This window comes from Pseudomonas sp. B21-048 (genome assembly GCF_024748615.1).
Classification (GTDB): Bacteria; Pseudomonadota; Gammaproteobacteria; order Pseudomonadales; family Pseudomonadaceae; genus Aquipseudomonas.
Genome location: NZ_CP087168.1, coordinates 4,035,513 through 4,048,690, shown reverse-complemented (window position 1 = coordinate 4,048,690; position 13,178 = coordinate 4,035,513). Strand labels below are relative to the sequence as shown.

Below are 13,178 nucleotides of genomic sequence, written 5' to 3'. Positions count from 1 at the left end.
TTCCGAAAAAACAACATACGAGTGAGGTGGGCAAAATGATCATGCAAACAATCAAGGCTTCGGTAATGAAGTTCATCAAAGACGAAGATGGCCTGACCATTGTGGAGTACGCCGTGGCGGGTGGGTTGATTACGGTGACTGTCGCCGCAGCGTTCGTGGCGCTTGGAGGTCAGGTGGAAACCAAAATCGATGCACTGTGCGCCGCGGTCAACGGTGGGGTCGCTTGCTAACGATAACTCGCAATCGGGAGACGTGCCATGTCCATGGAATTGCTGGTGTCGACAGTTGTACTGCTAGGACTGCTGGCCGTCGCGGTGGTGAGCGATCTGCTTCACCACCGTATTCCCAACATGCTGGTCTTGTTGGGCCTTGCCCTGGGATTGGCCGGTCAGACTTATTCAGGTGGTGTCAGCGGATTGGGTGACGGCCTGTTGGGTATGCTGATCTGTTTTGGGCTGTTTCTGCCCATGTACGCTTTTGGTGGCATGGCCGCCGGCGATGTCAAGCTAATGACCATGGTCGGCAGTTTTCTACCGTTTCATTTCGCGTTGTGGGCTGCCTTTTTCAGCCTGATAGCCGGTGGCGTGTGCGGTTTTCTGATAGTCCTGGTTCGCGGTCAATTGCGCCAGACCTTCGGGCGCTATTGGTTGATTCTGAGAGCGCAGGCCTATTTTGCGCCGACTTCAGATGAAGTGGCCGGCAAACCTTTTCCTTATTCGATCGCCATCCTGATCGGCACTTTGAATAGCGTCTACTGGCAACTCGTTGCCGGTGGATTGGGAGCTTAGTCATGCACGTCATCGTCGATAGTGATGCCTACCCCAGCGACCGGGACGCGGTGCAACGACTGGCGCCTCAGCCGTGCACAATCAGCGATACCGGTCTTACAGACAGTTTTCTCGGTGAGTTGGTATGCAAGCATCTGCATGACGCCGGCGTGCTGGACATGCCGCGGCTGGTGGAGCGCCTGGCACTGACCGGCGCCGTACTGGAAGAAGTTCTGGCGTTTCTGCGCAAGGATGGCCGTGTCGAAGTGCTTGGCCAGATGGGGCAATCCGGTGGGCAGATGCTGCGTTATGGTCTGACCGAACGCGGACGCAGTGCCGCCCGCGATGCCCTGTCGCGCAGTGGCTACATCGGCGCGGCACCTTTTCCGGTGAGTACCTACCGTTCCCTGATCAAACTCCAGACCATTCATCATGGTCGTATCAATGCCAACGATATGCACAACGCCCTTGCTGGCGTGGTGCTTACCGAGGGCATGCTCGATCAGCTGGGCGTGGCCTTGAACTCCGGTCGCGCAATCATGATTTATGGCCCTGCGGGTACCGGCAAGACTTATGTCAGCAGTCGGCTGATTCGTCTGTTCGCCGAGGCCATCTGGGTGCCTCACGCTATCGTCATCAACGAGTCGGTGATCGAGATCTATGACCCGCAGGTGCATCAGCGCCTGGATGACAACAGTCAACCGAACAGTCTGATGCTCAACGAAGGGATCGACCGTCGTCTGCTGTGCTGCAAACGCCCGATCGTGATTACGGGCGGTGAGCTGAGCATGGAACAGCTGGACGTTCGCTATGACCCCTACACCCGTCAATACCAGGCCGCCTTGCAGCTCAAGGCCAGTAATGGCCTGTTCATCATCGACGACATGGGACGCCAGCGCATGGCACCCGCCGAGCTGTTGAACCGCTGGATCGTACCGATGGAAGAGAAGCGCGACTTCATCAACCTGGGCGGTGGTCGGCATTGCGAGTTGCCGTTCGATCTGATTCTGGTGTTCTCCACCAACCTCAATCCCCTGGAGCTGGCCGATGAGGCCTTCCTGCGCCGGATTGGCTACAAGCTGCAATTCGGTTACCTGAAGCCTGAGGAGTACGAAAAGATCTGGCGTCAGGAAAGCGAGCGTCTGGGCATTCCTTTTGACCCGTTGCTGCTGCGTTATGTGCTGCAAAGGCTTTATGCAAGTGAAGGCATGCCCCTGGTGCCTTGCCATCCCCGCGATCTCCTGAACATGGCACTCGACCGTCAGCGTTACCTGGGCGGCTCCGGGGCTCTGTCGCCACAGGAACTGGAATGGGCCTGGCACAACTATTTCGTCCAGCTCGACTTTCTTTGATGCGGAGATACTGACATGAGCTCTCGTACTGTTTCCCTGATAGGCGTTTCCCTGGTCATGGGCCTTGGTGCTGCATGGATGGCCGACTCCTGGCTGAGCGCCCGGCTCAATGCCACCCCGGATGACCACCTTCGAAGCGTGGTGGTTGCCACGGTAGAAATTCCATTTGGCCAGATGGTCGAGGCTCAACAGGTCACGACCCTGCGCATGCCCATGGACACGATCCCGGACGATGCCTTCGATTCCACCGAAAAAGCAGTAGGCAAGATCGCAACGTTCGACATCTTGAAGGGCGACATCATGCGCGGCGCGCGTCTGAGTGAGCACTTGGGTGGCAGTACCCTTGCCTCGCTGATTGCGACAGACAAACGGGCCATATCGGTACGCGTGGACGATGTGGTTGGCGTGGGCGGGTTCCTTCTGCCAGGTAACCGGGTCGATGTTCTGGCGACCAAAACCACCAGTGCCGGCGGTAACAACGCCGTGTCCAGGACCATCCTCGAGAACTTGCGGGTGCTGGCGGTGGACCAGACGGCAGGGACGGACAAGACCCAACCGGTGGTGGTGCGTGCAGTGACGCTGGAGATGACGACTGCAGAGGCTGAAACCCTGGTCACCGCGCAAACAGAAGGGAAATTGCAACTGACCCTGCGCAATCCGCTGAACTCCGAGAAAAAAATAGCGACCGTTGCGCCTGCTGCACCGGTCATGGCGGTGGCCACTGCCACGGTGCCAAAACGCGTAGTACAGCGTAGAAGCAGTGGCGAGGGTGGCGCAGCCATCACCATTATTCGTGGGATCGAAACCAAAGTAGTCAACATTCGCTGATAGGGCGCAACAGGTCCTGGACACCAGGTCTTGGCGGAGCCGATCCGGATCAGCATCGGCAAATGAGGGCTTGATGATGAATCTTCGTATTCAGCAGCCGTTCACTGCGACGCCAAGGCGCCAGGAAGGATCGGTGAGCGTATTGATGGTAATCGCGTTGGCGGCGATGGCGATGATGGCGGCGTTGGCGTTGGACGGCGGACACATGTTGCTGAACAAAACGCGCCTGCAGAATGCGGTAGACGCCGCCGCCCTGAGTGGTGCCAAAACCCTGAGTCAGGTGGCGGGAGAAGTCAACGCTGCCAGCGCGACGCAGGCTGCCGCGCTCAATACGCTGATGCAAAATGCCAATGCTCCGGGCAACAATGAATTGGCAGCGGCTGTCGGCGGCAACGGCTTCGCGGTGGTGGAATTGTCCAGCCTCGTCTATGGCCCGTTCTCTTATCCCGGGCCTTCGGATGCCAAATACGTTCGGGTATCGGTGCCGAACTATAACCTGACGGGGTTTTTCTGGAACTTCGCCCAGTCATTCGGCTCCGTGGGGAACAAAGCGGTGGCGGCGATTGCCACGGCAGGCCCCAGCCCCACTAGCCCGTGTGATCTCGCACCTTTGATGGTCTGTGGCGAGGCGAGTCAATACGACCCGGACGCTGGCATGTTCTGGGGCTTCCAATTTGGTGATTTGCAAGTATTGAAGTCGGCTGCCGGCAATTCGTCCCCCATTGGTCCAGGCAACTTTCAGTTGCTCGATTTTGGTTCGGGCGGCAGTTCGGTCAGGGATGATATGGCCGGAGGCGGCTCGGTCTGCCGCAACGTGGGGGAAAATGTCCAGACCAAACCCGGCAACACGGTGGGCCCTGCGTCTCAAGGCTTGAATACGCGCTTCGGCATCTATCAGGGGCCGGTCAATTCCTCGGACTATCCGCCAGACCTGGTGACGACATCCAGCAACCCCGCGATCACTTACGACGGCTCAACGGAAGAAAAGAAGTACCAAGGGCAAACTGTCACATCGAGCGACGGCAATCTCACAGCGGGCGGCAACACGATATATGACTACAACGACTGGCGTGCGAGCGTTGCCGCGTGTGTGGCAGGGGGCGGCAGTGGCTGTGAAAGCAACGGGGTGTTCGAGCGCCGGATGATGAAAATCGTTGTGGGTGACTGCACCGGTAAACAGGGCGGCTCAACCACGGTCCCGGTCCTGGGGTTTGGCTGCTATTACGTGGTGCAGCCGATGAGTAACGGCGGCACGGAAGCGCAAATCTTCGGCCAGTTTGTGAAGGAGTGCGAAGGCGACAACGTACCCGGTCCTAATCCGACGGGCGATTCCGGTCCGCAGATCATCCAGCTTTACAAAACCTATCTCAACGGCAGCGGCACTCCGAGCACTGACTCGTAGGAGGCGTCATGAGACTTCACGCATTTAGACGAGCACAGGCCCAGCAGGGCTTGGCCCTGGTGGAATTCACCCTCGTGCTGCCGATATTGCTGCTGTTGGTGCTCGCCTTCGGTGAGTTCGGTCGCATGCTCTATCAGTACAACGTGCTGCTGCAGGCCAGTCGTGATGCCGACCGCTTCGTCGCCGGCCAGGCCTGGAACTCGACGCTCGGCGAGATTTCTTTGAGCAGTACGCTACAGACCCAGACGAAAAATGTCGCGGTCTATGGTGTGCCCAGTAATACCGGCAGCCCTGTGGTATCAGGGTTGACGACCGGCATGGTGGAGGTCGCTGCTGTGGGTGCCGACCATGTGCGGGTCACCATCACTTATACGTTTTGTCCGGTGATTGGCAGTGGTAATTGTACCGGCTCGATTCCGGGTTTTTTTGGTAGTCAGATTGCGCTGAGCATTCCGCTGGTCGCCACGACTGTCATGAGGGCACTGTGATGAATCGCAAACGCATGCGCGGCACCTATGTCGTGGAGTTCGCCATCATTGGCATGCTGGTATTCACGCTGTTGTTCGCCGTATTGGAAATGGGCCGCCTGTACTTCACGGTCAATGCATTGGATGAAGCAGCCCGTCGCGGTGCACGCCTGGCGGCAGTGTGCAATATCAGCGATCCGGTGATCCTGCAGCGGGCGATTTTCAATGCCGCGGGGGATGCCGGTACGAGCCAGCTGATCACCGATCTGACCACTAGCAACCTGGTACTGACTTATCTGGATGCAAACGGTGCTCTGGTGGCCAACCCTGGCGACACGAGTGGGGTCACTGGATTCCGTGCCATCCGCTACGTCCAGTTGAGCCTGCAAAACTTCGTTTTCAACCTGTTTATTCCCGGGTTCGGCGTGCCCATTACCTTGCCCACATTCAGGGCAACGTTGCCACGCGAAAGCCTCGGGCGTCATTCCGATTCCGGGGAGATCACACCATGCTGAATACCAAGGAAACGCCAGTCTCCAGCTCGACTGGCAAAGCCGGGCTCCGGTTGCTGATCAGCAGCCGTGATGCCACCTCTTTGCGCGATCTGCAGAGTGTCTGCCAGCGCATGCCCGGTCTTGAGGTGAGCACTCGCCTGGTAAGCAACGGGCATGTCGACCCGCTCTACGGTCTGGACCGGATGCCCGATCTGCTGCTGTTGCGCGTCAGCCACCTGTGGCGCGAGGAGCTGGCGGCGCTGTTGCTGCACCCGGCCCATGAACGTCCGCCGATGTTGGTCTGCGGTCTGCTAAGCGATCAGGAAGGCATGCGCATGGCGATGCAGGCCGGTGCCCGTGACGTGCTGCCGGAGCCCATCGCCGAGGCAGAACTGGTCGCCGCCTTGAATCGGCTGGTCATGGAGGTTCGGACCGGCAGTGGGGCGGAAGGGAAATTGATCGCCGTGATGAGCGCCAAGGGCGGCTCCGGCGGAACCCTGGTGGCCTGCAACCTGGCCCAGCAGCTCAGTGCCAGGGGCGGCAGTACCCTGTTGCTGGATATGGACCTGCAATTTGGCAGCGTGACGCATTATCTGGATGTGGCGCAGTCGCACAGCCATCTGGAGGTGTTGCATCAGATCGACGGCATGGACAGCGTCGCGCTACGCGGTTTTTGCAGTCACTTCAGCCCCACCTTGCATGTGCTGGGTGGTCGGGCCGGTGAGCTGTGTCTGCCGCAAGATGCCCAACCCGAGCAACTTGACACCCTGTTGAAGTTGGCTCGCGCCAGCTATGACTGGGTGGTGATCGACCTGCCGCGGCAAATCGACCACCTCACCGGCTCCGTGCTGGAGCAGGTGGATCGGGTGTACGTAGTGGTGCAGCAGAGCGTCAGTCATCTGCGCGATGCCAGCTCCCTGGTGCGGATTCTTCGCGATGACCTGGGTGTGCGCGGGGATCAATTGCAGATAGTGGTCAACCGCTTTGACAAGTCGGGAGCGATCAGCCTCAAAGATATCGGCGAGGCGCTGCGCTGCACCAATCTGTCGAAAATACCCAACGACTTCAACCTGGTCAGCCAGAGTCAGAACACTGGCGTGCCGTTGGGCCTGCATGCGCCGAGGGCAGCGATTACTGCCGCACTGCGCGACATGACCGAGGACCTGGTCGGTCAACAGGTAGCCGGGAACAAAGGCTTACTCAAACGCGCCTTCAACCGTTTTTTCGGGGGATGACCCATGATCAGCGACTTTCGTAACCGCTTGCGCAAACAGTCCGGTAAACCCGCCTCTTCGTCGGCGACTCAGTTGGGCGATGATCTGCCGGATCCGGCAGATGAAATGATGGCGTGGGAGCACATAGTCCCGGATGTTCTTTACGAAACCAGAAGCCAGGTCACCCCGGTGGAGGCCGAGTGGCGGGAAAAGATCTACCAGCAATTGCTCAAGGTCATGGACCTGTCCTTGCTGGACTCCCTTGAACAGGCCGAAGCCACGCGGCAGATTCGCGATATTTGCCAGCGCTTGCTCGATGAACATTCGGCGCCAGTGAGTTCCGTCAGCCGCCAGTTGATTATCAAGCAGATCACCGACGAGGTGCTGGGCCTGGGTCCATTGGAACCGTTGCTGGCCGATCACAGCGTGTCCGACATTCTGGTCAACGGCCATGCCTCGGTCTATGTCGAGCGCTTCGGCAAACTGCAACGGACCGATGTGCGTTTTCGCGATGATCAGCATTTGCTCAACATCATTGACCGCATCGTGTCCAGCCTGGGGCGGCGTATCGACGAGTCCTCGCCATTGGTGGATGCCCGGCTCAAGGACGGTTCGCGGGTCAACGCGATTATCCCGCCGCTGGCCATCGACGGCCCGAGCATGTCGATTCGCCGCTTTGCGGTGGACCTGCTCAACACCGACAGTTTGATCTCGGTAGGGACGTTGACCCCGGCCATTGCCCTGCTGCTCAAGGCGATTGTCCGTGGGCGCCTGAACGTGCTGATTTCCGGCGGTACCGGCAGCGGCAAGACCACCATGCTCAATGTGCTGTCCAGTTTCATTCCGCAAAACGAGCGGATCGTCACCATCGAAGACTCGGCCGAACTGCAACTGCAGCAGCCCCATGTGGTGCGCCTGGAAACCCGGCCTTCGAATATCGAGGGGCGTGGCGAGGTGAGTCAGCGGGAATTGGTGCGCAACAGCCTGCGGATGCGCCCGGACCGCATTGTCATCGGCGAAGTACGCGGCGCCGAGGCGCTGGACATGCTGACGGCCATGAACACCGGTCACGACGGCTCATTGACCACCATCCACGCCAACACCGCACGCGATGCGTTGGGGCGAATCGAGAACATGGTGTCGATGACCGGGGCGACCTTCCCGATCAAGGCCATGCGGCAGCAGATCGCGTCGGCCATCGACGTGGTGATCCAGCTGGAACGTCAGGAGGACGGCAAGCGCCGGCTGGTCAGCGTGCAGGAGATCAACGGCATGGAGGGCGAGATCATCACCATGACCGAAATCTTCTCCTTTGCGCGTCAAGGCATGGGCGAGAACGGCGAAGTGCTTGGCGATTATCGCCCCAGCGGCATGATCCCGGCCTTCCGCGATGTGCTGGCCAAGCGCGGCATCGAGTTGCCGCTGACGATGTTCAGGCCTGAGTGGATGGAGGCACGGCAGTCATGAACAATATTCCCAGTGAATTCATTCTGATGTTCCTCGGCATGGTGTTTATCGCCGTGTTCCTTCTGTCCCAAGGCGTGGTGGTACCGGTGTTCGGCGAGGCTGGCAAGATGCGCAAGCGCATTCGCGGCCGTTTGCATGTACTGGAGAAAGCCAACAATTTGCCCAATATGCAGACAGTGTTGCGGCAGAAATACCTGACTCGATTGTCGCCGCTGGAAGCCATGCTCGAGCAGTTGCCCTTTATGGCGAACCTGACACAGATGATCGAGCAGGCCGGGCATGAATATCGTGCTTATCGGGTGCTGTTGCTCGGGCTGTTCCTGGGCGCCTGTACGGGCATCTCGATCTGGATGATCTCGTCGGTCTGGTGGATGGCGCTGCTAGCGGGCTTCGGGGTGTTCTGGTTACCGCTGCTGAAAATTTCTCGGGACCGTGGCAAACGCTTCGCTGAGTTTGAGGAAGGCTTGCCGGATGCGCTGGATGCCATGTGCCGTGCCCTGCGCGCCGGGCACCCGTTCAATGAAACCCTGCGTCTGGTCGCCGAGGAGCACAAAGGGGCGGTCGCTCATGAGTTCGGCCTGACCTTCGCCGATATCAACTACGGTAATGATGTGCGCCGGGCAATGCTCGGCCTGCTCGAGCGTATGCCGAGCATGACGGTGATGATGCTGGTGACCTCGATCCTCATCCATCGCGAGACGGGCGGCAATCTGACTGAAGTGCTGGAGCGTCTGAGTCGCCTGATTCGTGGGCGCTTCCGTTTTCAGCGCAAGATCAAAACCTTGTCGGCGGAAGGGCGGATGTCCGCCTGGATACTGGTGGCCATTCCCTTCGTGCTGGCGATCGCGATCATAGTTACAAGCCCCACTTACATGCCTGTTCTGCTCAATGATCCTACGGGCCAAAAGCTGATCATCGGGGCTTTCTGCTCCATGTTGGTCGGGATTTTCTGGATACGCAAAATCATCCGGATTCAGGTTTAAGCGGTATTCGCTACCGGGAGGTACAGTTCATGGACTTTTTACTCGGGTTGTTCAGTCGGGTCACGGGGAACGAGGAGATGGGGCGTCTGTTGTTCCTCGGCGCGATCGGTTTGAGTACGGTGCTTGCGGTCGTCGCCGTGATTTTGCTGATGCTGGGTCTTCAGGACCCGGTGCAGCGTCGCCTGGCGCTGATCAAGCGTGGTCATTTAGGCAATACGACCGGGCAGGACGCTCCTGGTAATCTGCAACTGTTGCTGGAGCGGGTCGGCCAGCGCTTTGCCTCGACCGAATCCGCTCAGGCGTCCGTCACCCAGACCCTGTTGACGCATGCAGGGTACCGTTCCTCTTCAGCGGTGCAGATATATTGGGCGGTGCGCTTGCTGTTACCACTGTTGTTGGTCGGCATTGCGTTGTTGCTATTACCGATGATTCCCAAGGTTTCCTTGATCACGGGACTGCTGTTGGTGGTCATGATGGCCGCTGTCGGATGGCTGCTGCCAGCGATATATGTCGGCAAGCGCAAAAAATCGCGACAAGGCCGGCTGCGTGCCGCGTTTCCGGACGCACTGGATCTGATGGTGGTGTGCGTGGAGTCGGGCCTGGCCCTGCCCACGACCATCGAGCGGGTGGCTGAGGAGATGTCGGTCAGTCAGGTTGAACTGGCTGAAGAACTAGCCCTGGTCAATGCGCAAATCCGCGCGGGCATTACCAGTACCGAAGCGCTCAAACAACTGGCCGTGCGCACCGGTCTGGATGACGTACAGGGGTTGGTCAGCCTATTGGCGCAGAGTATCCGCTTTGGTACCAGCGTAGCCGATACTTTGCGCATCTATGCCGATGAGTTCCGTGACCGGCGTACGCAGGCCGCCGAAGAGGCGGGGGCAAAAATTGGCACCAAACTTATCTTCCCGCTGATTTTCTGCCTGTGGCCGAGCTTCTTCCTGGTCGCCATCGGCCCTGCCTTGATCGGTGTGGTGAGAGCATTCGGGTGAGGTAAACGGGTGGAAGCTGTCGAGCACGATGGCCTTGCCGCCCGAGTCTGATCTGCATTTTCCCGCCATAGGTTTACACATCCTCTGTAGGCGCTGCCGAAGGCTGCGATCTTTTGATTTTTCTGGCAGGCAATTTATTGCCCGGGCCTCTGAATCAAAGGATCGCAGCCTTCGGCAGCGCCTACAGAGATTTGCGTAAATCTGTTAATCACGACCTAGCGCTATTGTCGCGATACGCTCGGTGACAGGCTGGTCAAGGCAGAAGCAATGATTTGCCAGGCGCCTCTTTAAGGAACACCGACGCGGTCAAGCGTAGGAGCTGGCGAAGCCTGCGATCTTTTGATTTTGATGGCCGAGGGGAATCGCTGAAGAGCAAAAGATCGCAGCCTTCCAGACTGTGTGAAAACGCAGTAATCGCGGCCCAAGCAAACGCCACGGCTTGTTCGGGGCGTTTGCTCTTTGCGGGAAGCAGACGAAAAAAGGCTATTCAGCCCATTAACGCCATCAGTTGACGTGCTCCCAGCACATTAATCACTCTTTTGAGGTTGTAGGCGTTTATCGCCAGCGCCATTTCCGCTCTCGCGCCTTCCAATTGACGCAGCAGGAAGCGGCCGTTGCCGAACAGCCATTGTTTGAGGTTGCCGAAAGGGTGTTCAACGATGGATCTTCGGCTGACCATCATCTCTGGATGTGCCCGCATCCGTTGCCCCATGCGCTCAAAGGCATCTTCGTTTGCATGCCGCGAGACATACCGACGAGGCGCATCGGTGCACTGTGCTTTTAATGCACAGGAGGTGCAATCCTTGATGGCCTGGTACTCACGATTGCCGTTGTGCAATTGCTTGAGTGTCAGTAATTGGCCGGCAGGGCATTGGTAATGGTCGTGCTCTACGTCGTAAACAAAGTCTTTTCGGTCGAAAAAATCCTTACCTTTGCGGCTGGAGTTCTTTGATCGGCTGGGCGGCACATAAGCCGTGATGTTGGCGTCTTCACATGCCTGGAATTGCTGGCCATTGGAGTAGCCGGCGTCAGCCGTCACGGTCAGCTCTGGCTGCTGCAACTGTTCTTTGGCCTCCTTGGCCATCGGCTCCAACTGACGCCGATCGTCGCCATCCTGAGTCACTGCATGGTGCAGGATCAGGCAGTGTTCAGCGTCCACCGCCGTTTGCACGTTGTAAGCAACTCGCGGACCTTTGGCGGTGCGCATCATTCGAGCATCGCTTTCGTGAGCGTTGAACTGCTCCAGATCCATAGACTTCATCAAAGCCTGGCAAGTCCGGTTATTCGACTGCTTGTCTTCAAGTCGCGCCAGCGCGGTTTTGATCGCGCTGCGATCAACCGTTTCACCCGCCTCGTCCTTGTCGGCCTCATCCAGCTGCACCAGATACTGGGCAATGCGCTTGTCCAGCTTTTCCTCCTGGAGCTTGAGCTGTTTGAGATTCAGATGCCGTCGTGCAGACGCCACCGTCCGAAATTTACTGCCATCGATGGCAACCAGGTCGCCCGCAATCAAACCGACCGCGCGGCAGAATTGGACAAAGGCCCGGCACGTGGCAATGAACGCGGTTTTGTTGTCCCGACGAAAGTCGGCAATGGTTTTAAAGTCGGGCTTGAGTCGATTGATCAGCCACATGACTTCGACGTTGCGTTGGCACTCGGCTTCAAGTCGGCGCGAGGAGCGAATCCGCTGGAAATAGCCGTAGAGATACAGTTTGAGCTGGTCGGCAGGATCGTAAGAGGGACGTCCTGTGCCTTTGGGAGTTGCCCTGCCGAAGCCCAATTGAACAAGATCCAGTCCTGCGACATAGGCGTCAATCACGCGAACGAGATGATCTTCAGGTATTAAATCTTCCAGAGAAACCGGGAATAGACTGGTCTGGTTTCGTGGTTCACCTTGGATATACGCCACAGCAAAAATGCCCCGTATCTTTCAATGATGGGGCATTTTCTTGAATCGCTGCGCAAATGGCTAGGTTTTCACACAGTCTGCTGCGGCAGTTCCTGCAGGGGAATCCGGCCAGGCTTGGATAATCTGTAGATACCAATGCTTTCCTGCATACGACGTCTAGCCCGGCTTTGCAGCCAGGCCACTCTAGACGACGCCAGAGGCTGATCATCCATTGACGTGCCTCAGTTACTGCCAGGGATCTCTCCCGCCATATCCTGGTCAAAAAACTCCGGAATCGGGTAGAGGAAGCTGTTCAGCCAACGCTGCATGGCCAGGTCACGTTCGGTGGCCGAAGCAGTTTGCAGTTTAGGGGAGGCAAATACACCGCGACTCTGTAACACCAACCACTGCTCGGTGCCTTTTTGCTCCTTCGAAGAGGGGCCCGGTTCAATAGCCCAGGCACTGGTGGACAGGCAAGCCATGCACACGATCAACAGCCTCTTGGTATTCATCTCGACTCCTCGTACGTTTTACTTGGTCGCACTGGATGAGGCAGCGGCTACCTCAGTTCTGCGATTCCCCTCGGATGCCACTGCTTTTTTAGCAGAAGCCTTGAGTTTTTCCGCGCGACTCTGAGCCTCTGCGACTTGCTGAGGACTCAAGCTGGCGCGGGTCACGAGTTCGGAAGCTGCCTTCCAGTTATCCTGATAGATCAGCAGCGTCACCATATTGAGTGCCGCCAGTGAATTGGACTGTTTGAGCTCCATGGAGGTCATGAACTCAAAGCGTGCTTCAGGGATCCGTCGCTGATTGAGGTAGACCACCCCCAGGTCATTGCGCATCCTGTCGTCGGTGGGGGCCATCTTCACCGCACGCTCAAGGTGAGTGGTAGCGTTGGCGTAATCATTTTTGGCCGCGGCCAACTGGCCCAAGCCATGTTCCCCGTCAGCGGCCATACAGGTGCCGAGCAAGCTTTGATACAACGGCCCCGCCTCGTTACGCCCCATCAAGCGCAGCACCCGAGCCTTGCGCAGGCGAACCTGAACCAGGTTGTCGGGCAAACCTTCAAGATTCGCCAGGCTGGCATACAAACGGCCGTCGTTGGCCATGTTGTCGGCCAGACTCAGGGCCAACTCTTGATCCGAATCGGGCTTGGCACAGATAGGAGGTCGCGACACACCATTAGTGGCACAACCTGCGAGCATTAATGTCGCCATTATTGCAATGACTGCTTTCATCGAATGTCCTTTGGCTACAACACGTTGAACGTCTGGCCAATGGCAAGAAAGCTGTCCCGGCAAGCGCTCAAGGTCACCGTTACGAA

At 58.0% G+C, this 13,178-nt stretch carries 14 protein-coding genes; 11 read left to right on the top strand and 3 right to left on the bottom strand.

The window, feature by feature from the left end:
* The first annotated feature begins 35 nt into the window (after positions 1 to 35).
* From LOY56_RS19050 to LOY56_RS19000, 11 genes are all read left to right on the top strand, one after another.
* The gene (locus LOY56_RS19050) at positions 36 to 230 is read left to right on the top strand and encodes a Flp family type IVb pilin (protein WP_258616531.1); all 195 of its coding nucleotides are present in this window, start codon (positions 36 to 38) and stop codon (positions 228 to 230) included.
* Positions 231 to 257: 27 nt separating this feature from the next.
* Positions 258 to 788, top strand: a complete 531-nt coding sequence (locus LOY56_RS19045) for a prepilin peptidase (protein WP_258616529.1) — start codon at positions 258 to 260, stop codon at positions 786 to 788.
* Positions 789 to 790: 2 nt separating this feature from the next.
* On the top strand, positions 791 to 2,119 hold the full coding sequence (locus LOY56_RS19040) for an AAA family ATPase (RefSeq protein ID WP_258616526.1): 1,329 nt from the start codon (positions 791 to 793) through the stop codon (positions 2,117 to 2,119).
* A gap of 15 nt (positions 2,120 to 2,134) precedes the next feature.
* Positions 2,135 to 2,947, top strand: a complete 813-nt coding sequence (gene cpaB / locus LOY56_RS19035; RefSeq protein ID WP_258616523.1) for a Flp pilus assembly protein CpaB — start codon at positions 2,135 to 2,137, stop codon at positions 2,945 to 2,947.
* Between the two features lie 73 nt (positions 2,948 to 3,020).
* Positions 3,021 to 4,349 (top strand): Tad domain-containing protein, encoded by a 1,329-nt coding sequence (locus LOY56_RS19030; RefSeq protein WP_258616522.1) that lies wholly within the window; start codon positions 3,021 to 3,023, stop codon positions 4,347 to 4,349.
* Between the two features lie 8 nt (positions 4,350 to 4,357).
* Entirely contained in the window at positions 4,358 to 4,837 is a 480-nt protein-coding gene (locus tag LOY56_RS19025; RefSeq protein WP_258616520.1) for a TadE/TadG family type IV pilus assembly protein, read from the top strand.
* Complete coding sequence (locus LOY56_RS19020; RefSeq protein ID WP_258616519.1) at positions 4,837 to 5,331, top strand: TadE/TadG family type IV pilus assembly protein; 495 nt, start codon at positions 4,837 to 4,839, stop codon at positions 5,329 to 5,331. The genes LOY56_RS19025 and LOY56_RS19020 overlap by 1 nt, the downstream gene beginning before the upstream one ends.
* Positions 5,325 to 6,545 carry an AAA family ATPase gene (locus tag LOY56_RS19015; RefSeq protein ID WP_258616517.1) on the top strand — a complete coding sequence of 407 codons (1,221 nt, stop codon included), beginning with the start codon at positions 5,325 to 5,327 and terminating at the stop codon, positions 6,543 to 6,545. The genes LOY56_RS19020 and LOY56_RS19015 overlap by 7 nt, the downstream gene beginning before the upstream one ends.
* 3 nt (positions 6,546 to 6,548) lie before the next feature.
* The gene (locus LOY56_RS19010) at positions 6,549 to 7,991 is read left to right on the top strand and encodes a CpaF family protein (protein WP_258616516.1); all 1,443 of its coding nucleotides are present in this window, start codon (positions 6,549 to 6,551) and stop codon (positions 7,989 to 7,991) included.
* Positions 7,988 to 8,974 carry a type II secretion system F family protein gene (locus LOY56_RS19005; protein WP_258616512.1) on the top strand — a complete coding sequence of 329 codons (987 nt, stop codon included), beginning with the start codon at positions 7,988 to 7,990 and terminating at the stop codon, positions 8,972 to 8,974. The genes LOY56_RS19010 and LOY56_RS19005 overlap by 4 nt, the downstream gene beginning before the upstream one ends.
* A 29-nt stretch (positions 8,975 to 9,003) precedes the next feature.
* Complete coding sequence (locus LOY56_RS19000) at positions 9,004 to 9,966, top strand: type II secretion system F family protein (RefSeq protein ID WP_258616508.1); 963 nt, start codon at positions 9,004 to 9,006, stop codon at positions 9,964 to 9,966.
* Positions 9,967 to 10,453: 487 nt separating this feature from the next.
* Here LOY56_RS19000 and LOY56_RS18995 read toward each other — a convergent pair whose 3' ends face one another.
* The 3 genes from LOY56_RS18995 to LOY56_RS18985 all read right to left on the bottom strand — a co-directional run bounded on the left by LOY56_RS18995 (position 10,454) and on the right by LOY56_RS18985 (position 13,092).
* Entirely contained in the window at positions 10,454 to 11,875 is a 1,422-nt protein-coding gene (locus LOY56_RS18995) for an IS1182 family transposase (RefSeq protein ID WP_258615292.1), read from the bottom strand.
* Between the two features lie 221 nt (positions 11,876 to 12,096).
* The gene (locus LOY56_RS18990) at positions 12,097 to 12,366 is read right to left on the bottom strand and encodes a DUF3613 domain-containing protein (protein ID WP_258616504.1); all 270 of its coding nucleotides are present in this window, start codon (positions 12,364 to 12,366) and stop codon (positions 12,097 to 12,099) included.
* 18 nt (positions 12,367 to 12,384) lie between these two features.
* The gene (locus LOY56_RS18985) at positions 12,385 to 13,092 is read right to left on the bottom strand and encodes a tetratricopeptide repeat protein (protein WP_258616499.1); all 708 of its coding nucleotides are present in this window, start codon (positions 13,090 to 13,092) and stop codon (positions 12,385 to 12,387) included.
* Between the last annotated feature and the right edge of the window lie 86 nt (positions 13,093 to 13,178).

What these genes read in the sequence shown, in the direction of transcription:
- LOY56_RS19050 (WP_258616531.1), top strand. Translation starts at nt 36, where the DNA reads ATGATCATGCAAACAATCAAGGCTTCGGTAATGAAGTTCATCAAAGAC.
- LOY56_RS19045 (WP_258616529.1), top strand. Translation starts at nt 258, where the DNA reads ATGTCCATGGAATTGCTGGTGTCGACAGTTGTACTGCTAGGACTGCTG.
- LOY56_RS19040 (WP_258616526.1), top strand. Translation starts at nt 791, where the DNA reads ATGCACGTCATCGTCGATAGTGATGCCTACCCCAGCGACCGGGACGCG.
- cpaB (WP_258616523.1), top strand. Translation starts at nt 2,135, where the DNA reads ATGAGCTCTCGTACTGTTTCCCTGATAGGCGTTTCCCTGGTCATGGGC.
- LOY56_RS19030 (WP_258616522.1), top strand. Translation starts at nt 3,021, where the DNA reads ATGATGAATCTTCGTATTCAGCAGCCGTTCACTGCGACGCCAAGGCGC.
- LOY56_RS19025 (WP_258616520.1), top strand. Translation starts at nt 4,358, where the DNA reads ATGAGACTTCACGCATTTAGACGAGCACAGGCCCAGCAGGGCTTGGCC.
- LOY56_RS19020 (WP_258616519.1), top strand. Translation starts at nt 4,837, where the DNA reads ATGAATCGCAAACGCATGCGCGGCACCTATGTCGTGGAGTTCGCCATC.
- LOY56_RS19015 (WP_258616517.1), top strand. Translation starts at nt 5,325, where the DNA reads ATGCTGAATACCAAGGAAACGCCAGTCTCCAGCTCGACTGGCAAAGCC.
- LOY56_RS19010 (WP_258616516.1), top strand. Translation starts at nt 6,549, where the DNA reads ATGATCAGCGACTTTCGTAACCGCTTGCGCAAACAGTCCGGTAAACCC.
- LOY56_RS19005 (WP_258616512.1), top strand. Translation starts at nt 7,988, where the DNA reads ATGAACAATATTCCCAGTGAATTCATTCTGATGTTCCTCGGCATGGTG.
- LOY56_RS19000 (WP_258616508.1), top strand. Translation starts at nt 9,004, where the DNA reads ATGGACTTTTTACTCGGGTTGTTCAGTCGGGTCACGGGGAACGAGGAG.
- LOY56_RS18990 (WP_258616504.1), bottom strand. Translation starts at nt 12,366, where the DNA reads ATGAATACCAAGAGGCTGTTGATCGTGTGCATGGCTTGCCTGTCCACC.
- LOY56_RS18985 (WP_258616499.1), bottom strand. Translation starts at nt 13,092, where the DNA reads ATGAAAGCAGTCATTGCAATAATGGCGACATTAATGCTCGCAGGTTGT.